The sequence below is a fragment of the Pseudomonas sp. GXZC genome (genome assembly GCF_026967615.1).
In the GTDB taxonomy this organism is placed as follows: domain Bacteria; phylum Pseudomonadota; class Gammaproteobacteria; order Pseudomonadales; family Pseudomonadaceae; genus Aquipseudomonas; species Aquipseudomonas azotoformans_A.
The window spans coordinates 6086306-6112558 of the sequence record NZ_CP114115.1 but is presented as its reverse complement, the minus strand read 5'-3'; the positions used below and the strand labels follow the sequence as shown (position 1 = coordinate 6112558).

General features: G+C 58.0%; 21 protein-coding genes and 2 tRNA genes. 21 read left to right on the top strand and 2 right to left on the bottom strand.

Going from position 1 to position 26253, the window contains the following annotated elements; genetic code table 11:
* The first annotated feature begins 5 nt into the window (after positions 1-5).
* The 5 genes from dapB to OZ428_RS28850 all read left to right on the top strand — a co-directional run bounded on the left by dapB (position 6) and on the right by OZ428_RS28850 (position 6440).
* Positions 6-812, top strand: a complete 807-nt coding sequence (gene dapB, locus OZ428_RS28870) for a 4-hydroxy-tetrahydrodipicolinate reductase (RefSeq protein WP_033898256.1) — start codon at positions 6-8, stop codon at positions 810-812.
* A gap of 258 nt (positions 813-1070) precedes the next feature.
* Positions 1071-2207, top strand: a complete 1137-nt coding sequence (gene carA / locus OZ428_RS28865; RefSeq protein WP_269132053.1) for a glutamine-hydrolyzing carbamoyl-phosphate synthase small subunit — start codon at positions 1071-1073, stop codon at positions 2205-2207.
* Positions 2208-2312: 105 nt separating this feature from the next.
* Positions 2313-5534, top strand: a complete 3222-nt coding sequence (gene carB / locus OZ428_RS28860) for a carbamoyl-phosphate synthase large subunit (protein WP_269132052.1) — start codon at positions 2313-2315, stop codon at positions 5532-5534.
* Complete coding sequence (gene greA / locus OZ428_RS28855) at positions 5531-6007, top strand: transcription elongation factor GreA (protein ID WP_033898259.1); 477 nt, start codon at positions 5531-5533, stop codon at positions 6005-6007. Before carB ends, greA begins: the two co-directional genes overlap by 4 nt.
* A gap of 28 nt (positions 6008-6035) precedes the next feature.
* Positions 6036-6440 carry a hypothetical protein gene (locus OZ428_RS28850; RefSeq protein WP_033898260.1) on the top strand — a complete coding sequence of 135 codons (405 nt, stop codon included), beginning with the start codon at positions 6036-6038 and terminating at the stop codon, positions 6438-6440.
* Positions 6441-6463: 23 nt separating this feature from the next.
* Here the strand turns inward: OZ428_RS28850 and yhbY are convergent, their stop codons facing one another.
* Positions 6464-6772 carry a ribosome assembly RNA-binding protein YhbY gene (yhbY, locus tag OZ428_RS28845; RefSeq protein WP_269132051.1) on the bottom strand — a complete coding sequence of 103 codons (309 nt, stop codon included), beginning with the start codon at positions 6770-6772 and terminating at the stop codon, positions 6464-6466.
* Positions 6773-6878: 106 nt separating this feature from the next.
* Between yhbY and rlmE the strand changes: the two genes are divergently transcribed.
* The 16 genes from rlmE (at position 6879) to OZ428_RS28765 (ending at position 23104) form a co-directional block, all read left to right on the top strand.
* Positions 6879-7529 (top strand): 23S rRNA (uridine(2552)-2'-O)-methyltransferase RlmE, encoded by a 651-nt coding sequence (rlmE, locus tag OZ428_RS28840; protein ID WP_032862906.1) that lies wholly within the window; start codon positions 6879-6881, stop codon positions 7527-7529.
* Between the two features lie 200 nt (positions 7530-7729).
* On the top strand, positions 7730-9640 hold the full coding sequence (ftsH, locus tag OZ428_RS28835; RefSeq protein WP_033898262.1) for an ATP-dependent zinc metalloprotease FtsH: 1911 nt from the start codon (positions 7730-7732) through the stop codon (positions 9638-9640).
* 8 nt (positions 9641-9648) lie between these two features.
* Entirely contained in the window at positions 9649-10500 is an 852-nt protein-coding gene (gene folP, locus OZ428_RS28830; RefSeq protein ID WP_269132050.1) for a dihydropteroate synthase, read from the top strand.
* Between the two features lie 16 nt (positions 10501-10516).
* Positions 10517-11854 (top strand): phosphoglucosamine mutase, encoded by a 1338-nt coding sequence (gene glmM, locus OZ428_RS28825; protein ID WP_028617970.1) that lies wholly within the window; start codon positions 10517-10519, stop codon positions 11852-11854.
* A gap of 66 nt (positions 11855-11920) precedes the next feature.
* Complete coding sequence (gene tpiA, locus OZ428_RS28820; protein ID WP_003194193.1) at positions 11921-12676, top strand: triose-phosphate isomerase; 756 nt, start codon at positions 11921-11923, stop codon at positions 12674-12676.
* 4 nt (positions 12677-12680) lie between these two features.
* Positions 12681-13064, top strand: coding sequence for a preprotein translocase subunit SecG (gene secG / locus OZ428_RS28815; RefSeq protein WP_010206600.1), 384 nt, complete (start codon positions 12681-12683; stop codon positions 13062-13064).
* A 22-nt stretch (positions 13065-13086) separates the two neighbouring features.
* Positions 13087-13172 (top strand) — tRNA-Leu (locus OZ428_RS28810).
* A gap of 96 nt (positions 13173-13268) precedes the next feature.
* A tRNA-Met gene (locus tag OZ428_RS28805) sits at positions 13269-13345 on the top strand.
* A gap of 140 nt (positions 13346-13485) precedes the next feature.
* Entirely contained in the window at positions 13486-13944 is a 459-nt protein-coding gene (gene rimP, locus OZ428_RS28800; RefSeq protein WP_003235029.1) for a ribosome maturation factor RimP, read from the top strand.
* A 47-nt stretch (positions 13945-13991) separates the two neighbouring features.
* Positions 13992-15473, top strand: a complete 1482-nt coding sequence (gene nusA, locus OZ428_RS28795) for a transcription termination factor NusA (RefSeq protein ID WP_010206599.1) — start codon at positions 13992-13994, stop codon at positions 15471-15473.
* Positions 15474-15500: 27 nt separating this feature from the next.
* The gene (gene infB, locus OZ428_RS28790; protein WP_016976824.1) at positions 15501-18026 is read left to right on the top strand and encodes a translation initiation factor IF-2; all 2526 of its coding nucleotides are present in this window, start codon (positions 15501-15503) and stop codon (positions 18024-18026) included.
* 159 nt (positions 18027-18185) lie between these two features.
* On the top strand, positions 18186-18581 hold the full coding sequence (rbfA, locus tag OZ428_RS28785; RefSeq protein ID WP_016973761.1) for a 30S ribosome-binding factor RbfA: 396 nt from the start codon (positions 18186-18188) through the stop codon (positions 18579-18581).
* Positions 18582-18584: 3 nt separating this feature from the next.
* Positions 18585-19502: a tRNA pseudouridine(55) synthase TruB gene (gene truB / locus OZ428_RS28780; protein WP_269132049.1), complete on the top strand. Its 918-nt coding sequence runs from the start codon at positions 18585-18587 to the stop codon at positions 19500-19502.
* Between the two features lie 114 nt (positions 19503-19616).
* Entirely contained in the window at positions 19617-19886 is a 270-nt protein-coding gene (gene rpsO, locus OZ428_RS28775; RefSeq protein WP_003177875.1) for a 30S ribosomal protein S15, read from the top strand.
* A gap of 196 nt (positions 19887-20082) precedes the next feature.
* Positions 20083-22188 carry a polyribonucleotide nucleotidyltransferase gene (pnp, locus tag OZ428_RS28770; protein WP_016976826.1) on the top strand — a complete coding sequence of 702 codons (2106 nt, stop codon included), beginning with the start codon at positions 20083-20085 and terminating at the stop codon, positions 22186-22188.
* A gap of 295 nt (positions 22189-22483) precedes the next feature.
* Positions 22484-23104, top strand: a complete 621-nt coding sequence (locus tag OZ428_RS28765; protein WP_269132048.1) for a BON domain-containing protein — start codon at positions 22484-22486, stop codon at positions 23102-23104.
* A 150-nt stretch (positions 23105-23254) separates the two neighbouring features.
* On the opposite strand, the gene OZ428_RS28760 is transcribed toward OZ428_RS28765, so the two are convergent.
* Complete coding sequence (locus OZ428_RS28760) at positions 23255-26173, bottom strand: DUF748 domain-containing protein (protein WP_269132047.1); 2919 nt, start codon at positions 26171-26173, stop codon at positions 23255-23257.
* Positions 26174-26253 lie beyond the last annotated feature (80 nt).

The following is a 26253-nucleotide window of genomic DNA, read 5'->3' as shown; positions in this document are numbered from 1 at the left end:
TGAGTATGCGACGTATAGCCGTAATGGGCGCTGCCGGGCGCATGGGTAAGACGCTGGTCGAGGCGGTGCAGCAGCGCTCACCGGCCTCCGGGCTGACCGCGGCGATCGTTCGCCCGGGCAGCACGTTGATTGGTGCGGATGCCGGTGAGTTGGCCTCGTTGGGGCGCATCGGCGTTTCGTTGTCCGGCAACCTGGAGCAGGTGGCGGACGAGTTCGACGTGCTGATCGACTTCACTCTGCCGGACGTGATGCTGAAAAACCTGGCCTTCTGCCGCAAGGCGGGCAAGGCCATGGTTATCGGTACCACGGGTTTGACGGCTGAGCAGAAGCAGTTATTGGTGGAAGCGGGCAAAGATATTCCTGTTGTCTTCGCTGCTAACTTCAGCGTCGGTGTGAACCTGTCGCTCAAGCTGCTGGATCTGGCTGCTCGCGTGCTGGGGGATGAGGCGGATATCGAGATCATTGAGACTCACCATCGCCACAAGATCGATGCGCCGTCGGGCACTGCGCTGCGCATGGGTGAGGCGATTGCCGATGCGCTGGGCCGAGACCTGTCGAAAGTGGCGGTGTACGGTCGCGAAGGCCATACCGGTGCGCGTGCGCGTGACACCATTGGTTTTGCGACGGTGCGTGGCGGCGATGTAGTGGGTGATCACACCGTGTTGTTCGCCACTGAAGGTGAGCGCCTGGAAATCACGCACAAAGCCTCCAGTCGCATGACGTTTGCCAAGGGTGCGGTACGTGCTGCGCTCTGGTTGGAAGGTCGTACGCCTGGTCTGTATGACATGCGCGATGTGCTGGATCTGCACTGATCTGTAGCTAAAACGGGGCCTCAAGCTTATGCTAGGGCCCCGTTTTTACCCGCTAAGCGACGTCCTGTCGCATTCACCTGCCTTTAAGGCTCATTAGCGGTGGACCAAAAAAGCCTTTTTCTGTAAGCTACAGCTTTAGTGTGTTCACTAAAAGCGCGCAGAATAATTCAGTGAATAAGCGGAGTGACGTGTCCATACGTCACTCCGCTTTTTTACACCTGCGATCGCCCTTTCAGGCTTTATTTACGGGAGGTCTTCTTGACTAAGCCAGCCATACTCGCCCTTGCTGATGGCAGCATTTTTCGCGGCGAAGCCATTGGAGCCGACGGTCAGACCGTTGGAGAGGTAGTGTTTAACACTGCCATGACCGGCTATCAGGAAATCCTTACCGATCCTTCCTACGCCCAACAGATCGTTACCTTGACCTATCCGCACATCGGCAATACCGGTACTACACCGGAAGACGTCGAGTCTGATTGCGTCTGGTCGGCCGGTCTGGTGATTCGTGACCTGCCACTGGTCGCGAGCAACTGGCGTAACACGATGTCGCTGTCCGATTACCTGAAAGCCAACAATGTTGTGGCGATCGCCGGTATCGATACCCGCCGCCTCACGCGCATCCTGCGTGAAAAAGGCTCGCAGAACGGCTGCATCATTGTCGGTGACAATATCTCCGAAGAGGCGGCGATTGCCGCAGCGCAAGGTTTCCCAGGCCTGAAAGGCATGGACCTGGCGAAAGTCGTCAGCGTCAAAGAGAAGTACGAATGGCGCTCGACTGTCTGGGACTTGAAGACCGACAGCCATGCGACCATCGAAGCTGCTGACCTGCCTTATCACGTTGTGGCCTACGACTACGGCGTCAAGTACAACATCCTGCGCATGCTGGTCGAGCGCGGCTGTCGCGTGACCGTGGTGCCGGCGCAAACGCCTGCCAGCGACGTACTCGCCTTGCAGCCGGACGGCGTGTTCCTGTCCAACGGCCCAGGTGACCCTGAGCCATGCGACTATGCCATCCAGGCGATCAAGGACGTGCTGGAAACCGAGATTCCGGTATTCGGTATCTGCCTCGGTCACCAACTGCTGGCCCTGGCCTCCGGCGCCAAGACCCTGAAAATGGGCCACGGCCACCACGGTGCCAACCACCCGGTACAAGACCTGGACACTGGCGTCGTGATGATCACCAGCCAGAACCACGGTTTTGCGGTGGATGAAGCCACCCTGCCGAGCAACGTGCGCGCCATTCACAAGTCGCTGTTCGATGGCTCCCTGCAGGGCATCGAGCGCACCGACAAGAGCGCGTTCAGCTTCCAGGGCCACCCTGAAGCGAGCCCGGGCCCGAACGACGTAGCGCCGCTGTTCGACCGTTTCATCAATGAGATGGCCAAGCGACGCTGACTGAGCGGCTTGCGGGCGGCCCCTAATGTCGGCGGCCCCCGCAGGCTCTTCAAAGATTGTTCAAGACGGCTTGCCGACTGACCTGCGGATTTGAGTGACAAACCCATGCCAAAACGTACAGACATAAAAAGCATCCTGATTCTCGGCGCTGGCCCGATCGTGATCGGCCAGGCCTGCGAATTCGACTACTCCGGCGCCCAGGCCTGCAAAGCCCTGCGCGAAGAGGGTTACCGCGTCATCCTGGTGAACTCCAACCCGGCCACCATCATGACCGACCCGGACATGGCCGACGCCACCTACATCGAACCGATCAAGTGGCAGACCGTTGCCAAGATCATCGAGAAAGAGCGTCCGGACGCGCTGCTGCCAACCATGGGTGGTCAAACTGCTCTGAACTGCGCCCTGGACCTGGAGCGCGAAGGCGTCCTGGAGAAATTCGGCGTAGAAATGATCGGCGCCAATGCCGACACCATCGACAAGGCTGAAGACCGTTCGCGCTTTGACAAGGCGATGAAGTCCATCGGCCTGGACTGCCCGCGCTCGGGCATCGCCCACAGCATGGAAGAAGCCAACGCAGTGCTCGAGAAGCTGGGCTTCCCGTGCATCATCCGCCCGTCCTTCACCATGGGCGGGACCGGTGGCGGTATCGCTTACAACCGTGAAGAGTTCGAAGAAATCTGCTCTCGTGGCCTGGACCTGTCGCCGACCAAAGAGCTGCTGATTGACGAATCCCTGATCGGCTGGAAAGAGTATGAAATGGAGGTTGTCCGCGATAAAAAGGACAACTGCATCATCGTCTGCTCCATCGAAAACTTCGATCCGATGGGCGTGCACACCGGTGACTCGATCACCGTTGCGCCGGCGCAGACCCTGACGGACAAGGAATACCAGATCATGCGTAACGCCTCCTTGGCGGTACTGCGTGAGATCGGCGTTGAAACCGGCGGTTCCAACGTTCAGTTCGGTATCTGCCCGGACACTGGCCGTATGGTCGTGATCGAGATGAACCCGCGTGTATCGCGTTCTTCGGCGCTGGCATCGAAAGCTACTGGCTTCCCGATTGCGCGTATCGCTGCCAAGTTGGCGATCGGCTATACCCTGGACGAGCTGCAGAACGAAATCACCGGCGGCGCTACTCCGGCGTCCTTCGAGCCGTCGATCGACTATGTCGTCACTAAGCTGCCACGTTTCGCTTTCGAGAAATTCCCGAAAGCCGACGCACGACTGACCACTCAAATGAAGTCGGTGGGTGAAGTCATGGCCATCGGCCGGACCTTCCAGGAATCCCTGCAGAAAGCCCTGCGCGGTCTGGAAGTGGGCGTTTGTGGCCTGGACGAGAAGCTCGACTTGAGCAACCCGGAAAGCATGAGCGTGCTCAAGCGCGAACTGACCGTGCCGGGCGCCGAGCGCATCTGGTACGTGGCTGATGCGTTCCGCGCCGGCCTGTCGGTCGAAGACATCTTCGGCATGAACATGATCGACCCGTGGTTCCTGGTGCAGATCGAAGACCTGATCAAGGAAGAAGAGAAGGTCAAGACCCTGGGTCTTGCCAGTATCGACCGCGACTTGATGTTCAAGCTCAAGCGCAAAGGTTTCTCCGACATGCGTCTGGCCAAGTTGCTGGGTGTGACCGAGAAAGCGTTGCGTCGCCACCGCCACAAGCTGGAGATCTTCCCGGTCTACAAGCGCGTTGACACCTGCGCGGCCGAGTTCGCCACCGACACCGCCTACATGTACTCAACCTACGAGGAAGAGTGCGAAGCCGCGCCGTCGGGCCGCGACAAGATCATGATCCTTGGTGGCGGTCCAAACCGTATCGGCCAGGGTATCGAGTTCGACTACTGCTGCGTACACGCGGCATTGGCCCTGCGCGAAGACGGTTACGAGACCATCATGGTCAACTGCAACCCGGAAACCGTTTCCACCGACTACGACACCTCCGATCGCCTGTATTTCGAGCCAGTGACCCTGGAAGACGTGCTGGAAATCTGCCGGGTCGAGAAGCCGAAGGGCGTGATCGTCCAGTACGGCGGCCAGACTCCGCTGAAACTGGCGCGTGCCCTGGAAGAAGCCGGCGTGCCGATTATCGGCACCAGCCCAGACGCTATCGACCGTGCAGAAGACCGTGAACGCTTCCAGCAAATGGTTGAACGCCTGAACCTGCGCCAGCCGCCAAACGCCACCGTGCGCAGTGAAGACGAAGCTATCCGTGCAGCCAGCAAGATTGGCTACCCGCTGGTGGTGCGTCCGTCCTACGTACTGGGCGGCCGTGCGATGGAAATCGTCTACGAAGAAGAAGAACTCAAGCGCTACCTGCGTGATGCGGTGAAAGTGTCCAACGACAGCCCAGTGCTGCTCGACCACTTCCTCAACTGCGCCATCGAAATGGACGTGGACGCCGTGTGCGACGGCACCGACGTGGTGATCGGCGCGATCATGCAACACATCGAACAGGCGGGCGTTCACTCCGGTGACTCCGCTTGCTCGCTGCCGCCGTACTCGCTGCCGGCGCACATCCAGGACGAGATGCGTGAACAGGTCAAGAAAATGGCCTTGGAGTTGGGCGTGGTCGGTCTGATGAACGTACAGTTGGCGCTGCAAGGCGAAGACATCTACGTCATCGAAGTCAACCCGCGTGCTTCGCGTACCGTGCCATTCGTTTCCAAGTGCATCGGTGTGTCCCTGGCCATGATCGCTGCCCGCGTGATGGCCGGTAAGACCCTGAAGGAAATTGGTTTCACCAAGGAAATCATTCCTAACTTCTACAGCGTGAAAGAGGCCGTGTTCCCATTCGCCAAATTCCCTGGTGTGGACCCGATCCTGGGCCCAGAGATGAAGTCCACCGGTGAAGTCATGGGCGTGGGTGATACCTTCGGTGAAGCTTTCGCCAAAGCCCAGATGGGCGCCAGCGAAGTGCTGCCGACCGGCGGTACTGCGTTCATCAGCGTGCGTGATGATGACAAACCACTGGTTGCAGGCGTGGCCCGTGATCTGATCAACTTGGGCTTCGAAGTCGTGGCCACCGCCGGGACCGCCAAGCTGATCGAAGCTGCCGGCCTGAAAGTGCGTCGCGTGAACAAGGTGACGGAAGGCCGTCCGCACGTGGTCGACATGATCAAGAATGACGAAGTCACCTTGATCATCAACACCACCGAAGGTCGCCAGTCGATCGCGGACTCCTACTCCATTCGTCGTAACGCCTTGCAGCACAAGATCTACTGCACCACCACCATTGCTGCTGGCGAAGCCATCTGCGAAGCGCTCAAGTTCGGTCCGGAAAAGACCGTGCGTCGCTTGCAGGATCTACACGCAGGATTGAAGGCATGACCAAATACCCAATGACCGTCCAGGGCTTCAAGGCCCTGGAAGAGGAGCACGCCCACCTGACCAAGGTCGTACGTCCAAAGCTGAGCCAGGACATCGGTACGGCCCGCGAGCTGGGTGACTTGAAGGAAAACGCCGAATACCACGCTGCTCGCGAGCAGCAAGGTATGGTCGAGGCGCGGATCCGTGATATCGAAGGCCGCCTGCAGAACTCGGTGGTCATCGACGTGACGACCATTCCGAAGACCGGCAAGGTGATTTTCGGCACGACCGTGGAAATCGCCAACGTCGAGACGGACGAAAGCGTGGTCTACCACATCGTTGGTGAAGACGAAGCTGACTTCAAACTCGGCAAGATCTCTGTCGGTTCTCCGCTGGCCCGCGCCTTGATTGCCAAGGAAGAGGGTGATGTGGTGTCTGTCAAAACGCCTGGCGGCGTGACCGAGTACGAGATTGTTGAAGTTCGTCACATCTGAAAGAAGGCGCCCGCTTCGTGCGGGCGCCATGCTTTGGCAGCTCTCCCAGATGCTTTGGGTGGGTGGCCTGTGGCTGTTGCACATTGGCGTGTTGCCGGCGCTGGGCCTGATTGGCCTGGCACCGTTGCTGATCGATGAGATCGATGGATTACTGAGTGCGTTGCTGGTGGCTTTTGCGGCGGCGTGCGTGACGCTCCAGGCGTTGGTGCTGGTCAAGGCTGAAGGCTTGGGAAGTTTGTGGCGGGATATTCGCGGGCAACTGCTGTTGATGGCACTGTATGCGTGTGCAATGTATTGCATTGTGCATGTCTGGCTGCCGGAAGCGTTGCGCTGGCAGCTATTCAGCTATCTTGTGCTAGGGTTTTCCGGCCTGGTGCTGGTGTTACAGCCTGCACCGGGATGGAGTGGCGGGGCGCGCGAAGCACGCCCGTGACCCTTGCTGTTATTTGAAAGTCATCATTTGAAGCGATGTACGTTCGACAGTTGCTTGTTGACGCTGAAGTTCTTGCGATACAGCAGCGCCATCTTGCCGATGACCTGGACCAGGTCCGCTTTGCCTGCCTTGCACAGTTCTGCAATGGCAGCCAGGCGCGCTTCGCGGTCAAGGATGTTGATCTTGATCTTGATCAGTTCATGATCGTTCAGCGCACGTTCGAATTCGGCTAACACACCTTCAGTCAAACCGTTATCTGCCACAATCAGAACTGGTTTCAGATGGTGGCCAATGGATTTGTACTGTTTCTTCTGCTCTTGAGTGAGCGGCATAATCTGACCCCTGCGTCTGATCTTGTAAAAAGCGGCGGCCAGTTTACCCGAGCGAGTCCGGGACCGCCCAGTTAATCACGACCCGTTTTATTTTTCGAGGTGGCCCGTGGCCCGTTCCAAAACCAGCCTTAAGTGGCTACAAGAACATTTCAACGATCCTTACGTCAAAAAGGCGCAGAAGGACGGCTACCGTTCCCGGGCCAGCTACAAGCTGCTGGAGATTCAGGACAAGGATAAGTTGATCCGCCCAGGCATGAGCGTTATCGATCTCGGTGCAGCCCCAGGTGGTTGGTCCCAGGTGACCAGTCGTCTGATTGGTGGGCAGGGCCGCTTGATCGCTTCCGACATCCTGGAAATGGACAGTATCCCGGATGTGACCTTTGTTCATGGTGACTTCACCCAGGATGCCGTGCTCGCTCAAATCCTCGAAGCTGTGGGAAATTCGCAGGTAGACCTTGTGATTTCCGACATGGCCCCCAATATGAGTGGATTACCGGCCGTCGATATGCCGCGCGCGATGTTCCTCTGTGAGCTGGCGTTGGATTTGGCGGGTCGGGTTCTGCGCCCAGGTGGTGATTTTCTGGTGAAGGTCTTCCAGGGTGAAGGCTTTGACGAGTACCACAAGAACATCCGCAAGCTGTTCGACAAGGTGCAAACGCGTAAGCCTGACTCTTCCCGGGACAGGTCTCGGGAGCAGTACCTGCTGTGCCGCGGCTTCCGCGGGGTGGAAGGCGCTGCGAGTGAAGAGCGTTTTTGAGGAATTCGAGGAGGGCGATAGGTTTTTTTATATCGCTTTCGTCACGAAGCTTTACGAATATTGTGTAGTCAAAGTTTCACAAAGGGTTACAGACGGCGCCTGCCAGAGTTGTAGGTAATGTAGTAAGTTAGGCCGGTGAATATCATGCGAAGCGCGCGCCAGTAGCGGAGCTTGCTTCAGAGGGTAGTTAATTGAACGATATGGCAAAGAATCTGATCCTGTGGTTGATCATCGCGGCTGTCCTGGTGACGGTGATGAACAACTTCTCCAGCCCTAACGAGCCGCAGACCCTCAACTATTCCGACTTCATCCAGCAAGTTAAGGATGGCAAGGTCGAGCGCGTAGCGGTTGATGGCTACGTGATCACCGGCAAACGCAACGATGGCGACAGCTTCAAGACCATTCGTCCGGCGATCCAGGACAACGGTCTGATCGGCGACCTGGTGGATAACCACGTGGTGGTCGAAGGCAAGCAGCCTGAGCAGCAAAGCATCTGGACCCAATTGTTGGTAGCCAGCTTCCCGATCCTGGTGATCATCGCCGTGTTCATGTTCTTCATGCGCCAGATGCAAGGCGGTGCAGGGGGCAAGGGCGGGCCTATGAGCTTCGGCAAGAGCAAGGCACGCCTGCTCTCCGAAGATCAGGTGAAAACCACCCTGGCTGACGTTGCCGGTTGCGACGAAGCCAAGGAAGAAGTGGGCGAGCTGGTCGAGTTCCTGCGTGATCCAGGCAAGTTCCAGCGCCTCGGTGGCCGCATTCCTCGCGGTGTACTGATGGTCGGTCCTCCGGGTACCGGTAAAACCTTGCTGGCCAAGGCGATTGCCGGCGAAGCCAAGGTGCCTTTCTTCACCATTTCCGGTTCTGACTTCGTCGAGATGTTTGTCGGTGTCGGCGCCAGCCGTGTTCGCGATATGTTCGAGCAGGCTAAAAAGCATGCACCATGCATCATCTTCATCGACGAAATCGACGCCGTTGGTCGCCATCGTGGCGCCGGCATGGGCGGTGGTCATGATGAGCGTGAGCAGACTCTTAACCAGTTGCTGGTTGAGATGGACGGCTTCGAAATGAATGACGGCATCATCGTGATTGCTGCAACCAACCGTCCGGATGTACTGGACCCTGCGTTGCTGCGTCCGGGCCGTTTCGACCGTCAGGTTGTGGTTGGCTTGCCGGATATCCGTGGTCGCGAACAGATCCTGAAAGTACACATGCGCAAAGTGCCAATGGGCGACGACGTGGCTCCGGCCGTGATTGCCCGTGGTACGCCTGGCTTCTCCGGTGCCGACCTGGCCAACCTGGTCAACGAGGCTTCGCTGTTTGCGGCTCGTACCGGCAAGCGCATCGTTGAAATGAAAGAGTTCGAACTGGCAAAAGACAAGATCATGATGGGCGCCGAGCGCAAATCCATGGTCATGTCCGAGAAAGAGAAACAGAACACCGCTTATCACGAAGCCGGTCACGCTATCGTTGGTCGCGTCGTGCCTGAGCATGACCCGGTCTACAAAGTGTCGATCATCCCTCGTGGTCGGGCACTGGGTGTGACCATGTTCCTGCCGGAAGAGGACCGTTACAGTCTCTCCAAGCGCGCACTGATCAGCCAGATCTGCTCGCTGTACGGCGGTCGTATTGCTGAAGAAATGACCCTGGGCTTCGACGGTGTCACCACCGGCGCTTCCAACGACATCATGCGTGCCAGCCAGATTGCACGGAACATGGTGACCAAGTGGGGCTTGTCGGAAAAGCTCGGCCCGCTGATGTATGCCGAGGAAGAAGGTGAGGTGTTCCTGGGTCGTGGCGGTGGCGGTCAAAGCGCCAGCTTCTCCGGTGAGACCGCCAAGCTGATCGACTCCGAAGTGCGCAGCATCATCGACCAGTGCTACGGCACGGCCAAGCAGATCCTCACGGACAACCGCGACAAGCTGGATGCCATGGCGGATGCGCTGATGAAGTACGAGACCATTGATGCCGACCAGATCGACGACATCATGGCCGGTCGCGCTCCACGTGAGCCTCGTGATTGGGAAGGTGGTTCGGGCACCTCTGGCACTCCGCCAGTGGTTCAGAACGAACGCCCTGAGACCCCGATCGGCGGCCCGGCAGCTGACGTCTAAGGTTTGAAATGACTTCTGTGTTGTCCTCCACCCGGTTGCCTTGCGGCAATCGGGTTCTTGATTTGGCCCATACGCATGTAATGGGCATTCTCAATGTCACTCCCGATTCCTTTTCCGATGGCGGCCGCTTCAGCCAGCTTGATGCAGCCTTGCGTCATGCTGAAGCCATGGTTGCGGCGGGAGCGACCCTGATTGATGTCGGTGGCGAATCGACTCGACCTGGCGCTCGCGTTGTCTCTCCCTTGGAAGAGTTGGAGCGGGTGGCGCCGATCGTCGAGCGTATCGCGCGTGAGCTGGATGTGATCATCTCGGTTGATACGTCGACACCGGCCGTGATGCGCGAAACTGCGCGCCTTGGGGCGGGGCTGATCAACGATGTGCGCTCGCTTCAGCGCGACGGAGCGCTTGATGCGGCTGCGGCGACCGGTCTGCCGGTGTGCCTGATGCATATGCTGGGTGAGCCCGGCAACATGCAGGACAGCCCTCACTATGATGATCTCGTCGGCGAAGTCAGCGGTTTTCTCGCTGAGCGGGTTGCTCAGTGTGTTGTCGCGGGGATTGCTGAGGAAAAAATCATCCTCGATCCCGGCTTCGGTTTCGCCAAGACCCTGCAGCACAACCTAAGCCTGTTCAAGCATATGGAATCCCTGCATGCCCTTGGTCGTCCCCTATTGGTGGGCGTTTCGCGCAAGAGCATGATAGGGCAGGCCTTGAATCGTCCAGTAGGTGAGCGGCTGTATGGCGGCCTTGCACTGGCTGCGCTGGCGGTGACCAAAGGTGCGCGTATCTTGCGGGTGCATGATGTCGCCGAGACCGTGGATGTAGTGCGTATGATTGCCGCTGTAGAATCAGCCGAATAAGAATGATGGAGCACTTATGACTAAAAAATACTTTGGCACCGACGGTATCCGTGGTCGGGTCGGCGAATTTCCGATTACTCCTGATTTCATGCTCAAGCTGGGGTGGGCGGCGGGTATGGCGTTCCGCAGCATGGGCGCTTGCCGCATCCTGGTGGGCAAGGACACCCGTATTTCCGGGTACATGTTTGAGTCGGCGCTGGAGGCGGGCCTGTCTGCCGCAGGCGCGGATGTCATGTTGCTGGGGCCGATGCCGACGCCGGCGATCGCTTACCTGACGCGTACCTTTCACGCTGAAGCCGGTATAGTGATCAGCGCCTCGCACAATCCCCACGATGACAACGGCATTAAATTCTTCTCAGGGCAGGGCACCAAGCTGCCTGACGAGATTGAGTTGATGATCGAAGAGTTGCTGGATGCACCGATGACGGTGGTTGAATCCAGTAAGTTAGGCAAGGTTTCGCGTATCAACGACGCCTCCGGTCGCTATATCGAGTTCTGCAAGAGCAGTGTGCCGAGCAGCACCAATTTTGCCGGTCTGAAGATTGTGGTTGATTGCGCCCACGGTGCGACCTACAAAGTCGCGCCGAGCGTGTTCAAGGAGTTGGGCGCAGATGTGACGGTGCTGTCGGCGCAGCCGAACGGGCTTAACATCAACGAAAACTGCGGTTCCACTCATATGGAGCAACTGCAGGCCGCCGTCCTGGCCGAGCATGCCGACTTGGGTATTGCCTTCGACGGCGACGGTGACCGTGTGCTGATGGTGGATCACACGGGCGCGATTGTTGATGGTGATGACCTGTTGTTCATCATTGCGCGTGATATGCACGAGCGTAACAAGCTGCAGGGTGGTGTTGTCGGTACGCTGATGAGCAACCTTGGCCTGGAACTGGCCTTGGCGGACCTGGGTATTCCCTTCGTGCGCGCCAATGTCGGTGATCGCTATGTGATCGCCGAGCTGCTTGAGCGTAACTGGCAGGTGGGGGGTGAGAATTCCGGGCACGTAGTCTGCTTCCAGCACACCACCACAGGTGACGCGATCATCGCTGCGTTGCAGGTCCTGCTGTCCTTGCGTCGTCGCGAAGAGAGTCTGGCCCAAGCGCGCCAGGCGCTGCGCAAATGTCCGCAAGTGCTGCTCAATGTGCGTTTTGGCGGCGGCGAAAACCCGATCGAGCACCCGGCTGTCAAAGAGGCGTGCGAGCGCGTAACCCTTGCTATGGCGGGGCGTGGTCGCGTGTTGTTGCGCAAGTCCGGCACAGAGCCTCTGGTGCGCGTCATGGTCGAAGGCGATGACGAAACACAGGTTCGCGGCCATGCCGAAGACCTGGCAAAACTGGTAACTGAAGTTTGCGCCTGAATTCGGCTTGCCAGTGATGATGTGGTTGGGTAACATCTGCGCCCACTTTGACCGACGAGGTACAGCATGCGTCGCACTATGGTAGCTGGTAACTGGAAGATGCACGGTACCCGCGCCAGTGTCGCTGAGCTGATCAATGGCCTTCGTCACTTGGCCTTGCCGAGCGGTGTTGATGTTGCGGTGTTCCCGCCTTGCTTGCATATCAACCAAGTGGTTGATGGCCTGAAAGGCAAGTCGATCCAGGTCGGCGCGCAGAACTCTGCGGTGGAGCCGATGCAAGGTGCATTGACCGGTGAGATTTCGCCGAGTCAGTTGGTCGATGCGGGTTGTTCCTATGTGCTTGTCGGGCACTCCGAGCGCCGTCAGATGATGGGCGAGCGTGATGGGACACTCAATCGCAAGTTCGCAGCGGCACAGGCTTGTGGCTTGATTCCGGTGTTGTGCATAGGGGAGACCCTGGAGCAGCGCGAATCAGGCAAGACTCTTGAAGTTGTCTCGCGTCAGCTGGGCAGCATCATCGAGGAGCTGGGTGTTGGTGCGTTTGCAAAGGCAGTAATTGCTTACGAGCCGGTCTGGGCCATTGGCACCGGGCTGACTGCTACACCGCAACAGGCGCAGGATGTGCACGCAGCCATCCGCGCGCAGTTGGCGGCAGAGAATTCTGAAGTCGCACAAGGTGTGCGTCTTCTATACGGCGGCAGCGTGAAGGCGGCCAATGCGGTCGAACTGTTCGGCATGCCGGATATCGATGGGGGGCTCATTGGTGGAGCTTCCCTGAATGCAGATGAGTTCGGTGCGATCTGTCGCGCCGCGGGAAACTGAAAAAATGCTGGAAACAGTCGTAGTCGTTTTTCATCTGTTGGCTGCCCTGGGCGTAGTTGCCCTGGTTTTGTTGCAACAGGGTAAAGGTGCGGATGCTGGTGCGTCTTTCGGTGCAGGTGCTTCAAATACTGTGTTCGGAAGCCAAGGTTCCTCTACCTTTCTTAGTAAGTTTACTGCTATACTTGCCGCCGGTTTCTTCATAACCAGCTTGGGGTTAGGTTACTTTGCTAAAGAGAAAGCTCATGTGCTGACTCAAGTAGGTCTCCCAAACCCAGCAGTGTTGGAAGTACCAAAAGCAAAGCCGGCTTCTGATGATGTCCCGGTGCTTCAAGAGCAAAAGTCGGCTACTCCAGCGACTGACGTACCTCCAGCTCAAGAGCAGAAGTAAGAAGGGTTGTAAACGCTGTATTGCCGAGGTGGTGGAATTGGTAGACACGCAACCTTGAGGTGGTTGTGCCCATAGGGTGTAGGGGTTCGAGTCCCCTTCTCGGTACCAATTATCAGGAGAGCCCGCTGTTGCGGGCTTTCTTGTAGGTGGAAGGTTACATTGACCCTGTAAGGGATCGGTCGTATACTTCCGCCCCAGCTTTGTCGCGGGGTGGAGCAGTCTGGTAGCTCGTCGGGCTCATAACCCGAAGGTCGTCGGTTCAAATCCGGCCCCCGCAACCAGTTTTAGCGGAGCCCCTTTTAAGGGGCTTTTTGTTAGCTGGACACTTTCAACGCCGCTGTTCGACGGCGTTTCAAGGATGGGCGTTTCGCCCATTTTTTTATTTTGCACAGCATGCACATACATGCACGAGGGGGTTCAGGTGTCGAGCAAGCTAGAAGAGTTGCAGGCCTTGCTGGCCCCGGTGGTCGTGGCCCTAGGCTATGAATGCTGGGGTATTGAGTTTTCGGCTCAAGGTCGCCACTCAATGTTGCGCGTTTATATCGATAAAGAGGGCGGCGTGCTGGTGGACGATTGTGCCATTGTCAGCCGTCAGATCAGCGGTGTGCTGGATGTTGAAGATCCGATCTCCGTTGAATACACCCTCGAAGTTTCCTCGCCTGGCATGGAACGCCCACTGTTCACTATTGATCAGTTTGCAAAATTTGCCGGTGAACAAGTGAAGATCAAGCTGCGATCTCCCTTTGAAGGGCGACGCAACTTTCAGGGCCTTCTGCGCGGTGTAGAAGAACAGGATGTCGTGGTGCAGGTAGAAGACCATGAGTTCCTGTTGCCGATCGATATGATCGACAAGGCCAACATTATTCCCAGTTTTGACTGAGACGCGGATCCCGCGGATCCAATGGCTTGCGAAAGGCGAGGCGTACGATGAGCAAAGAAGTACTGCTGGTTGTTGAGTCGGTATCCAATGAAAAGGGCGTACCGGCAAACGTGATTTTTGAAGCGCTGGAGCTGGCCCTGGCCACTGCTACCAAAAAGCGTTTTGAAGACGAAGTTGATCTGCGTGTGGAAATCAACCGCCACACCGGTGCCTATGAGACTTTCCGTCGCTGGACGGTCGTCGAAGAAGCCGATCTTGATGATCCGGCCATCGAAACCTGGCCAAGCAAGGTTGCGCAAACGCATCCTGGTGCCAAGGTCGGTGATGTCGTCGAAGAAAAGATCGAATCGATCGAATTCGGCCGTATTGCTGCACAGACCGCCAAGCAGGTCATCGTGCAGAAGGTTCGCGAAGCCGAGCGCGCTCAAGTCGTTGACGCTTATCGCGAGCGCCTGGGTGAAATCATCTCCGGCACCGTAAAAAAAGTCACCCGCGACAACGTGATCGTCGACCTGGGCAACAACGCCGAAGCGCTGCTGGCCCGCGAAGACATCATTTCTCGCGAAACCTTCCGTGTCGGCGTGCGCCTGCGTGCGCTGCTCAAGGAAATCCGCACCGAGAACCGCGGCCCTCAGCTGATCCTGTCGCGTACCGCGCCGGAAATGCTGATCGAGCTGTTCCGTATCGAAGTGCCGGAAATCGCCGAAGGCCTGATCGAAGTCATGGCTGCGTCCCGCGACCCGGGTTCGCGCGCCAAGATCGCGGTCCGCTCCAAGGACAAACGCATCGACCCGCAAGGCGCTTGCATCGGTATGCGCGGTTCGCGCGTCCAGGCAGTGTCGGGCGAATTGGGCGGTGAGCGTGTGGACATCGTCCTGTGGGACGATAACCCGGCGCAGTTCGTGATCAACGCCATGTCGCCGGCTGAAGTGGCGGCAATTATCGTTGACGAAGATGCCCATGCAATGGACATCGCCGTTGGCGCAGACAATCTGGCTCAGGCCATTGGTCGTGGTGGTCAGAACGTGCGTCTGGCCAGCCAACTGACCGGTTGGACCCTGAACGTGATGACCGAATCGGACATCCAGGCTAAGCAGCAAGCTGAAACCGGTGACATCCTGCGCAACTTCATCGAAGAGCTCGAAGTCGATGAAGACCTGGCACAGGTGCTGGTAGATGAAGGCTTCACCAGCCTGGAAGAGATTGCCTACGTACCGTTGGAAGAAATGCTCAACATCGACGGCTTTGACGAAGACACCGTCAACGAGCTTCGCGCTCGGGCCAAGGATCGTTTGTTGACTAAAGCCATCGCTACTGAGGAAAAGCTGGCAGACGCCCATCCGGCCGAAGACCTGCTCTCGCTTGAGGGTATGGACAAGGATTTGGCGATGGAACTGGCGGTGCGCGGCGTAATTACCCGCGAAGACCTGGCCGAGCAGTCTATTGACGATCTGCTCGACATCGACGGCATTGACGATGATCGTGCCGGCAAGTTGATCATGGCCGCCCGAGCCCATTGGTTCGAGTAACTAGGCGCGGCCTGAGGAGAGAAGTGCATGACGCAAGTCACGGTGAAACAACTGGCCGATGAGGTCAAAACACCGGTAGAGCGCCTGTTGCAGCAGATGCGTGAGGCAGGTCTGCCGCACACCGCCGCCGATGAAGGTGTGAGCGACAGTGAGAAGCAGTCTTTGCTGACTCACTTGAAGAGCAGCCACAAGGCGAAAGTGGAAGAACCGCGCAAGATTACATTGCAGCGCAAAACCACCAGCACCCTGCGTGTTGCGGGTAGCAAGAGCATCAGCGTTGAAGTACGCAAGAAGAAAGTCTTCGTACAGCGCAGCCCGGAAGAAATCGAAGCCGAGCGCAAACGCGAACTGGAAGAACGTCGCGCAGTAGAAAATGCTGCACGTCAGAAGGCTGAAGAAGAAGCCAAGCGTCGCGCCGAAGAAGAAGCGCGTCGCCAGCCTGCTGCTGCGCAACCTGCTGCCACTGAAGCGGTCGCCGCGCCTAGCGCTCCTGTAGAAGCTGTGCGTGAGGCCGCTCCGGTTGCCGCTGCACCAGCACCTGCTGCTGACGCTCGTAAGCGCGACGAACCTCGTCGTCCGGACAAGCCGCGTGCTGACGATAACAATCGTCGCGGTGGTGGTGGCGATGGCGAGCGCAAAAACGCTCCGCATCGTGCTTCGGTCAAAGAAAAAGCGCCTGCTCCACGCGTTGCCCCACGTACTACCGACGAAGAAAGCGATGGCTTCCGTCGTGGTGGTCGCGGCAAGGCCAAGCTGAAGAAACGCAACGCTCACGGTTTCCAGAGCCCAACCGGCCCTGTCGTGCGTGAAGTGAAGATCGGCGAGACCATCACTGTGGGCGATCTGGCCCAGCAGATGTCGGTCAAGGCAGCTGAAATCATCAAGTTCATGTTCAAGCTGGGCACTCCGGCCACCATCAACCAGGTACTGGACCAGGAAACTGCCCAGTTGGTTGCTGAAGAGCTGGGCCACAAAGTGACCCTGGTCAGCGACACCGCCCTGGAAGATTCCCTGGCCGAGTCCCTGAAGTTTGAAGGTGAGGCGGTTTCCCGTGCACCGGTTGTGACCGTAATGGGCCACGTTGACCACGGTAAGACTTCCCTGCTCGACTACATCCGTCGTGCCAAGGTGGCTGCGGGCGAAGCCGGCGGTATCACCCAGCACATCGGTGCGTACCACGTTGAAACCGACCGTGGCATGGTGACGTTCCTCGACACCCCTGGTCACGCCGCGTTTACCGCGATGCGTGCCCGTGGTGCCAAGGCGACCGACATCGTGATCCTGGTGGTTGCAGCGGACGACGGCGTGATGCCACAAACCATCGAAGCCGTTCAGCATGCCAAGGCAGCTGGCGTTCCGTTGGTAGTAGCCGTGAACAAAATCGACAAGCCGGGCGCCGATCTCGATCGCATCCGTAGCGAACTGTCGGTTCATGGCGTGACCTCCGAAGAGTGGGGTGGCGACACTCCATTCGTACCGGTCTCCGCGAAGATGGGTACCGGCGTTGACGAACTGCTCGAAGCCGTTCTGTTGCAAGCCGAGGTTCTGGAACTGACCGCTACTCCATCGGCTCCTGGCCGTGGCGTTGTGGTTGAGTCCCGTCTCGACAAGGGCCGTGGCCCGGTTGCGACCGTCCTGGTTCAAGACGGTACCCTGCGCCAAGGCGACATGGTGCTGGTCGGTTCGAACTACGGCCGTGTACGTGCCATGCTCGACGAGAACGGCAAGCCAATCAAGGAAGCAGGTCCTGCTATCCCGGTCGAGATCCTCGGCCTGGACGGTACCCCGGACGCTGGCGACGAGATGAGCGTGGTTGCCGACGAGAAGAAAGCCCGTGAAGTGGCTCTGTTCCGTCAAGGCAAGTTCCGTGAAGTCAAGCTGGCCCGTGCTCACGCCGGCAAGCTGGAAAACATCTTCGAGAATATGGGCCAGGAAGAGAAGAAGACGCTTAACATCGTCCTCAAATCTGACGTACGTGGTTCCCTCGAAGCGTTGAACGGCGCCTTGAATGGCCTGGGTAACGACGAAGTGCAAGTGCGCGTTGTCGGTGGCGGTGTCGGTGGTATCACCGAATCCGACGCCAACCTGGCACTGGCTTCCAACGCTGTACTGTTCGGCTTCAACGTGCGTGCCGATGCTGGCGCTCGCAAGATCGTCGAGCAGGAAGGCCTGGACATGCGTTACTACAACGTCATCTACGACATCATCGAAGACGTCAAGAAAGCCCTCACCGGCATGCTTGGCAGCGACGTCCGGGAGAACATCCTGGGTGTGGCCGAGGTGCGTGACGTGTTCCGCTCGCCGAAATTCGGCGCGATCGCCGGTTGCATGGTTATCGAAGGTGTTGTGCACCGTAACCGTCCAATCCGTGTACTGCGTGAAGACATCGTTATCTTCGAAGGCGAGCTGGAATCCCTGCGCCGCTTCAAGGATGACGCTTCCGAAGTGCGTGCCGGCATGGAATGCGGTATCGGCGTCAAGAGCTACAACGACGTCAAGGTGGGCGACAAGATCGAAGTCTTCGAGAAGGTTCAGGTTGCTCGCAGCCTCTAACTCGCGCACTTCCGGAGCCACGCCGCGTGTGGGCATGCAAATGCCACGCGCAGCGTACGGACTCTAAACGCAACGCCCGGTCTGGCTTTTGTCAGGCCGGGCGTTTGCCGCTTTCAGACCCCACGGGTTTCACCGTGTGGCAGTAACAGGTAACAAGACATGGCAAAAGAATACAGCCGTACCCAGCGTATCGGCGATCAGATGCAGCGCGAGCTGGCCCAACTGATCCGTCGCGAAGTCAAAGACCCTCGCGTTGGTCTGGTCACCATCACCGCCGTAGAAGTGAGCCGTGACGTGGGTCACGCCAAGATCTTCATCACCGTGATGGGGCAGGACAGCAGCGAAGAGATCGCACAAAGCATCAAGGTGCTCAACTCGGCTGCGGGTTTCCTGCGGATGCAGTTGGCCCGTGAAATGAAGCTGCGCAGTGTTCCCCAGTTGCATTTCCACTACGACGAAAGCGTCGTGCGTGGTGCGCACCTGTCGGCACTGATCGAGCGCGCCGTGGCTGAAGACAGCCAGCACCCGTCCACACCTGAAGACGCCAAGGAGTAAGCGGTGGCTCAGGTCAAACGTATCCGTCGCAACGTCAGCGGCATCATTCTGCTCGACAAGCCCATTGGCTTTACCTCCAATGCTGCGTTGCAGAAGGTCCGCTGGCTGCTCAACGCCGAAAAGGCCGGGCACACCGGCAGCCTCGATCCTTTGGCCACCGGTGTACTGCCGTTGTGCTTTGGCGAGGCCACCAAATTCTCGCAATACCTGCTCGATTCCGACAAGGGTTACGAAACCCTGATGCAATTGGGCAAGACCACCACCACGGCCGACGCCGAAGGTGATGTTCTGCAGGTTCGCGATGTGACCGTTGGTCGTGCTGATATTGAAGCGGCTTTGCCCGGTTTTCGTGGGCAAATCAGTCAGATACCGCCGATGTACTCGGCGCTCAAGCGTGATGGCCAGCCTCTTTACAAGCTGGCACGTGCGGGCGAAGTAGTGGAGCGCGAACCGCGTTCTGTTACTATTGCGCGCTTGGAGTTACTCGCCTGTGAAGGCGACACTGCCCGCCTGGCCGTGGACTGCAGCAAAGGCACCTATATCCGTACTCTCGTGGAAGATATCGGTGAACAGCTCGGCTGCGGCGCGTACGTTGCAGAATTGCGACGCACCCAGGCCGGCCCTTTCAGCCTGGCCCAGACGGTCACGCTGGAAGAGCTGGAAGCCGTACACGTCGAAGGCGGCAACGAAGCGGTTGATCGCTTCCTGATGCCCTCGGACAGCGGTTTGCTGGATTGGCCATTGCTGCACTTTTCGGAGCACAGCGCGTTCTACTGGCTCAACGGCCAGCCGGTACGTGCCCCGGATGCCCCGAAGTTCGGCATGGTGCGGGTACAGGATCATAACGGTCGCTTCATCGGTATCGGTGAAGTGAGCGAAGACGGGCGCATCGCGCCGCGTCGACTGATTCGGTCAGAATGACCGAACGAGTGTGGCTGTTAACAGGCACGGTCAACACTCATTTTTAGATACAGGGATTTGTCCCTGGCCTGTTGAAACTGCCCTTTGGGTGGTTTCCTGAAAAAGGATTGCCTCATGGCTCTCGACGTTCAAGAAAAAGCACAAATCGTTGCTGACTATCAGCAAGCTGTTGGTGACACTGGTTCGCCAGAAGTGCAAGTTGCACTGCTGACCCACAACATCAACAAGCTGCAAGGTCACTTCAAGGCCAACGGTAAAGATCACCACTCCCGTCGTGGTCTGATCCGCATGGTAAACCAGCGCCGTAAGCTGCTGGACTACCTGAAAGGCAAGGATCTGGGTCGTTATCAGACTCTGATCGGTCGCCTGGGTCTGCGTCGCTAATAAGCGATTGCGCTAGAGGTTGGTTGTCTGCCGTGTGTCAGTGGGATTCCCGCTGGCGCATGGTAGGCTCCCAGCCTCAAGTTTTATCTGGATACACGTTTTACCCCTGGACCAGGCTCGGGCCGATTCCCGACATTGCCCAAGAATTTCGCAAGAAGACAAGTTCCCCCAAGAGCCACAAAGAAGGTAGGACACCGTGAACCCGGTTATCAAAAAATTCCAGTTCGGTCAGTCGACCGTTACCCTCGAGACAGGCCGTATTGCCCGTCAAGCCTCCGGCGCAGTGCTGGTTACCGTTGACGACGACGTGACCGTTCTGGTGACCGTTGTTGGCGCCAAGACCGCTGACCCGAGCAAAGGCTTCTTCCCTCTGTCCGTTCACTACCAGGAAAAGACTTACGCTGCCGGTAAGATCCCTGGCGGTTTCTTCAAGCGCGAAGGCCGTCCTTCCGAGAAAGAAACCCTGACTTCCCGACTGATCGACCGTCCGATCCGTCCGCTGTTCCCAGAAGGCTTCATGAACGAAGTGCAGGTTGTCTGCACCGTCGTTTCCACCAGCAAAAAGACCGATCCGGACATCGCTGCGATGATCGGTACCTCGGCTGCCCTGGCCATCTCCGGCATTCCTTTCGATGGCCCGATCGGCGCAGCCCGCGTTGCTTTCCACGAAAGCACCGGCTACCTGCTGAACCCGACCTACGAGCAACAGAAAGCGTCGAGCCTGGACATGGTCGTTGCCGGTACCTCGGAAGCCGTGTTGATGGTTGAGTCGGAAGCCAAAGAGCTGACCGAAGACCAGATGCTGGGCGCCGTGCTGTTCGCCCACGACGAGTTCCAGGCCGTTATCAAGGCTGTCACCGAGCTGGCTGCCGAAGCTGCCAAGCCAACCTGGACCTGGGCTCCACAAGCCGAAGCCACCGAGCTGCTGGGCGCTATCCGCTCCGAGTTCGGCGCTGCCATCTCTGACGCCTACACCATCACTGTCAAGGCCGACCGTTACGCTCGCCTGGGCGAGTTGAAGGATCAGGTTGTGGCCAAGCTGTCCGGTGAAGAAGGCCAGCCTTCCTCCAGCGACGTCAAAGCGGCTTTCGGTGAAATCGAATACCGCACCGTTCGCGAAAACATCGTTAACGGCAAGCCACGTATCGACGGTCGCGACACCCGCACCGTACGTCCGCTGAACATCGAAGTCGGCGTTCTGCCGAAGACTCACGGTTCGGCGCTGTTCACCCGTGGTGAAACCCAGGCTCTGGTAGTTGCGACCCTGGGCACTGCCCGTGACGCACAGCTGCTGGACACCCTGGAAGGCGAGAAAAAAGACCCGTTCATGCTGCACTACAACTTCCCTCCGTTCTCGGTGGGCGAGTGTGGTCGCATGGGTGGCGCTGGTCGTCGCGAAATCGGTCACGGCCGTCTGGCCCGTCGTTCGATCGCCGCCATGCTGCCTGCTGCTGACGTGTTCCCGTACACCATCCGTGTTGTGTCGGAAATCACCGAATCCAACGGTTCCAGCTCCATGGCTTCCGTTTGCGGTGCTTCCCTGGCGCTGATGGACGCGGGCGTGCCGATGAAGGCGCCAGTTGCCGGTATCGCCATGGGCCTGGTTAAAGAAGGCGAGAAGTTCGCCATCCTGACCGACATCCTGGGTGACGAAGACCACCTGGGCGACATGGACTTCAAAGTAGCCGGTACCGCCAAAGGTGTGACCGCGCTGCAGATGGACATCAAGATCAAGGGCATCACCGAAGAAATCATGGAAATCGCCCTGGGCCAAGCCCTGGAAGCGCGCCTGAACATCCTCGGTCAGATGAACCAGATCATTGGTCAGTCCCGTACCGAACTGTCGGAAAATGCTCCGACCATGATCGCGATGAAAATCGACACCGACAAAATCCGTGATGTCATCGGTAAAGGCGGCGCGACTATCCGTGCGATCTGTGAAGAGACCAAGGCTTCGATCGACATCGAAGACGACGGCTCGATCAAGATCTTCGGCGAAACCAAGGAAGCGGCTGAAGCAGCACGTCAGCGCGTCCTGGGCATCACTGCAGAAGCCGAGATCGGCAAGATCTACGTCGGTAAGGTTGAGCGCATCGTCGACTTCGGCGCATTCGTCAACATCCTGCCGGGCAAGGACGGTCTGGTTCACATCTCCATGCTGAGCGACGCTCGCGTTGAGAAAGTGACTGACATCCTGAAAGAAGGCCAGGAAGTGGAAGTGCTGGTACTGGACGTGGACAACCGCGGCCGTATCAAGCTGTCCATCAAGGACGTAGCAGCAGCCAAGGCGTCGGGCGTTTAACTACCCCCAAGCGTTGCGCTGAAAAAAAGGACTCCTCGGAGTCCTTTTTTATGGGCGCTGGAAAGTGACGGGAAATCAGCCGCTTAGCTGAAGCCAAAAGCCGCAACTTGCATGCAGGCACGATGACGTTCATGCAACTTGCACGATTCCGAAAAATGCCTGTTTTTATAACTTGTTGTTTTATATAGACTTTGTTGTCTTCTAAGACTTGGCACACTGCCTGCAATATCCCTGTTAACGCTGCAGCATCAAGGTTTACGTACTGCAGACTTTTAATAAAACAGGAGTTACTCGTATGAAGAAGTTCGCTCTCGCTACTGCTACCGCTCTGACCCTGGCCATGGGTGCTAACGTAGCCTTTGCTCAGACTTCCCAAGCCCCTATGACTTTGGCGGCTGGTGAAGCGACCAAGGCTAAAGAAAGCGTTTCGGATACTTGGATCACCACCAAAGTTAAATCCGATCTGCTGACTGAAAAAGGCATTCCTGGTTCGGACATCAAGGTTGAAACCAACAAAGGCGTGGTTTCCCTGTCCTCGACAGTCGCTATCTCTGACGCACAGAAAGCCACTGCTGTAGCAATCACCAAGAAAATCAAAGGCGTGACCGCCGTTTCGGCTGACGGCCTGATGGCTGGCGGCGCTACCAAGGCTGACAATGTCGACAAAACCAAAAGCGCAGCAGCCGGTGCCAAAGAGTCCACTTCGGACACTTGGATCACCACCAAAGTAAAAGCTGACCTGGTTACCGAGAAAGGCATTCCGGGCACCGACATCAAAGTCGAAACCAACAAAGGCGTAGTGTCCCTGTCTTCGACCGCACCGGTCACTGAAGCTCAGAAAACTACCGCGGTGAACATCACCAAGAAAATCAAAGGCGTTAAAGCTGTATCGGCCGACGGCCTGAAAGCAGAGTAACGCACCCGTTTCGTCTGAACGTAATGGCGGCGGCTTAGGGTGAGCTAGATATCCACCCGATGCACCTCTGGAGTTCATGCGACCGACCACACGGATGTGGTCATTACAGGCCCCGGCACTTGTGTCGGGGCCTGTTCTATTCTGGGCGGGTTATTCCGCGTCCAGATGCATCGGCGTCACGACCCGGCCATCCTTCTCGGCCTGGCCCAAGTTGGCATCAATGAAGTACACCCGATCATCTTCCAGCTGGCCTTTGTCCACCAGGTAGTCCTTGATGGTGCTGGCACGGTCCTGGCCCAGTTGGCGCAGCAGCACATCACTGCCGCTCCAGAACTTGATCACGCCGTCACGAAGCTTGGCGCTACGATCATCGCTGCTCAGGTCTTTCCATTCGGCCGGTGGTTGCTGTTTCAGGCGGGTGCGGTAGATGCCTTCAAGCAACGGCGCCTTTTCCTTTTCCGGTACGACAAGCAGGGACGCCTGGGCTGGAACCTTGTCGCCACGACGTTGAAGAATCTTGTAGTAGTTGTACTGGTATTCACGTTCCAGTCGCTGAGCGGCAAGGAACGGTCCATCGCTGCTGGCAGCCGCTGTGCCTTCGATCTCCAGGCGCAACGTAGGGCGCTCTTTCAGTGCTTTAGCCAAGGTGTTCAGGGCGCCTTCGGCATCCTTGTTCAATTCACTGGACCCAGCGGCGAACGATACATTGCCAAGGTCTTCCGAGCCGCCACCCGTCACCAGCCCACCGATAAACTTGAAGGGCGCCGTCGCTGCACGCACCACCAGATTGCGCAGGGTCTGCCAGACAATCGGCATCACACTGAACTGCGGGTTATTCAGATCGCCTGTCACCGGCAGTTCGATGGAAATCTTGCCGTCGGAATCCTTGAGCAAGGCGATTGCCAGGCGAATCGGCAGGTCCACGGCATCGGCGCTGTCGACCTTCTCGCCCAGTTGCAGCTGCTCGACCACCACTTTGTTCTCGGCCTTCAGTTGGCCCTTGGTGATCACGTAATGCAGGTCGAGGTTCAGGCGACCCTTGCGGATACGGAAACCGGCGAACTTGCCGGAGTAGGGCGTCAGGGTGGTCAGCTCTACGCGTTTGAAGCTGGTTGCGATATCCAGCGCCGCCATCGGGTCGAACGGGTTCACGCTACCCTTGATGGTCACTGGCGCATAACGGTCAACCTTACCCTTGATATCGACGCTGGCCGGTTTGGCCTGGCGGCTGTCGATGGTGCCGATCTGCCCGTTTAACTGTTGAATCGCCGTGGCGAAGTTGGGTGTCAGGCTGAAGTCGGCAAAGTTGGCCGAACCGTCATTGATCGCAATCTGCCCGATGCGAATGCCCAAGGGCTTTTCCTTACTGGCAGGCTTGGGTGTTTTGTCGGCGGGCTGCGGGATCAACAGGTCGTCCACGTTGGTGGTGCGGTCATCGTTGATCATGAAGCGTGCATAGGGCTGAAGCAGGTTGACCTTGTCGATCGACAGGCTGTCACCGTGCTGATAGTTCACGCCTTCTAGCACCAGGCGCTGCCATTTGAGGAAGTCGCGGGTCTTGAGGGTGTCCAGGGTGTGCAACTGGTCGACTTGCGCTCTGCCTGTGACCTGGAGCTTCAAAGGATCGGTGCTTTTCAGGTTCACATCGAGATTGCTGCCGAGCATGCCGCTACGCAGTTCCAGGCGGATGAACGGGCTGATATAGGACTGGGCGACCCGCAGGTCAATGTCCTGGGTATTCACTTTCAGCTTGGCGCTGACCGGGTTGAGGTTGACCTCGCCAGTCGCCTGAACCTTGCCCTGCTTGCCCAGGCCGGTGTCGACTTTCAACGTGAAGGGGCTCTGGTTGAGGCTGTCGAAATTCTGCACATCGACGTTCAACGGGCCCACTTCCAGCGCGACCGCCGGCTTGGCCTGACGGTCAGCCAGGTGCACCTGATAGTTGCGCAGTTGCACGTCCTTGAGCAGTACTTGCCAAGGCTTGCTTGGCGCCGCAGGCTCGGCTTTTGGCGAGTCGGCGGTGGCGGGTGCATTTTTGGGCTCGGGGGTCTTGGCCGGTTTGCTCGGCTGGCTGGCGAACAGTTTTTGCCAGTCCAGTTGCCCGTCGGACTCAAGCGCCGCCCAGGTTTCCAGCTTGTTGCTGCGGATCTTGCCGACGACGACCTGCTGCTTGGCCAAGTCCACCGTGGTTTCGCTGACGTCCAGGCGTTCCAGGCGCACCAGTGGGCGGCCATCCGGTGCCTTGATGGCAAATGGCGCGATGCTGGCGGCGGTGTTGGTCAGGTTCAGTTCTGTCTCTTTGGCCAGGCTGAATTTGTAGTCGGTGCTGAAGTTGAGCACACCGTCTTCCAGCACGAATGGCAGCGCGTCACGTACATATGGCCACCAGGCTTTCATCTTGCCATCGGTGACTTTCAACGTACCTTCGGAGGTGATCGGCACCAGGCTGAAATTACCTTTCCAGTCGATCTGTCCGCCTGCAGGCCCGGCTGCCACCAACGTCATGTCGGCGTTGTCTTCAGGCAGGGTACTGAGGTTTTTCAGCTCGAAGTCGAGCTTGTCGTAAAGGAATTCGATGGGTTCGCTGGGGCGCAAGTCTTCAAAGTGCACATAGCCGCCAGCCAGCTTGATGTTGTCGATGCGCAGCGGAAACGGCTTGGCATTCGGATCGGTCGGGGTGGGCTCGCTGGGCGGCAGCTTGAACAACTGCGCGAGGTTCAACTGGCCGGACTTGTCGAACAACAGCTCAGTCTTGGGTTTGTCCAGTTGCACATCGGCCAGGTGCAGGGCGCGAGTCCAGAGGCTGTCGATCTGCAGGTTGGCGTAGAGACGCTCGAAACCCACCTGTTCCTTGCCCGGCTCACCGATTTTCAACCCCCATGCCGTTACCTCCAGGCTGAACGGGTTGAGCTCGATCCGCTCGATCCGCGCCGGCACCGTGGCGTAATTGGCCAGTTGCTGGTTGGCAATGCGAAGGGCAACGCCGGGGAGAATCAAAAAGCCCAGCAAGCTGTACAGGGCAAGGGCGGTCAACAAGGCGCCAGCGGCGCGAATCAATCCTTTGGGCATGGGGCGGCGCCATCTATGTCAAACAGGAGTGCCTTGGAGTATGGCACGGGTTTTCGGTTCCGAAGAACGGGTCCTTTGGG

Excerpts from the sequence above, each read along its gene's own strand:
- dapB (WP_033898256.1), top strand. The coding sequence starts at position 6 with ATGCGACGTATAGCCGTAATGGGCGCTGCCGGGCGCATGGGTAAGACG.
- carB (WP_269132052.1), top strand. The coding sequence starts at position 2,313 with ATGCCAAAACGTACAGACATAAAAAGCATCCTGATTCTCGGCGCTGGC.
- greA (WP_033898259.1), top strand. The coding sequence starts at position 5,531 with ATGACCAAATACCCAATGACCGTCCAGGGCTTCAAGGCCCTGGAAGAG.
- OZ428_RS28850 (WP_033898260.1), top strand. The coding sequence starts at position 6,036 with ATGCTTTGGCAGCTCTCCCAGATGCTTTGGGTGGGTGGCCTGTGGCTG.
- yhbY (WP_269132051.1), bottom strand. The coding sequence starts at position 6,772 with ATGCCGCTCACTCAAGAGCAGAAGAAACAGTACAAATCCATTGGCCAC.
- ftsH (WP_033898262.1), top strand. The coding sequence starts at position 7,730 with ATGGCAAAGAATCTGATCCTGTGGTTGATCATCGCGGCTGTCCTGGTG.
- folP (WP_269132050.1), top strand. The coding sequence starts at position 9,649 with ATGACTTCTGTGTTGTCCTCCACCCGGTTGCCTTGCGGCAATCGGGTT.
- glmM (WP_028617970.1), top strand. The coding sequence starts at position 10,517 with ATGACTAAAAAATACTTTGGCACCGACGGTATCCGTGGTCGGGTCGGC.
- tpiA (WP_003194193.1), top strand. The coding sequence starts at position 11,921 with ATGCGTCGCACTATGGTAGCTGGTAACTGGAAGATGCACGGTACCCGC.
- secG (WP_010206600.1), top strand. The coding sequence starts at position 12,681 with ATGCTGGAAACAGTCGTAGTCGTTTTTCATCTGTTGGCTGCCCTGGGC.
- nusA (WP_010206599.1), top strand. The coding sequence starts at position 13,992 with ATGAGCAAAGAAGTACTGCTGGTTGTTGAGTCGGTATCCAATGAAAAG.
- infB (WP_016976824.1), top strand. The coding sequence starts at position 15,501 with ATGACGCAAGTCACGGTGAAACAACTGGCCGATGAGGTCAAAACACCG.
- rbfA (WP_016973761.1), top strand. The coding sequence starts at position 18,186 with ATGGCAAAAGAATACAGCCGTACCCAGCGTATCGGCGATCAGATGCAG.
- rpsO (WP_003177875.1), top strand. The coding sequence starts at position 19,617 with ATGGCTCTCGACGTTCAAGAAAAAGCACAAATCGTTGCTGACTATCAG.
- OZ428_RS28765 (WP_269132048.1), top strand. The coding sequence starts at position 22,484 with ATGAAGAAGTTCGCTCTCGCTACTGCTACCGCTCTGACCCTGGCCATG.
- OZ428_RS28760 (WP_269132047.1), bottom strand. The coding sequence starts at position 26,173 with ATGCCCAAAGGATTGATTCGCGCCGCTGGCGCCTTGTTGACCGCCCTT.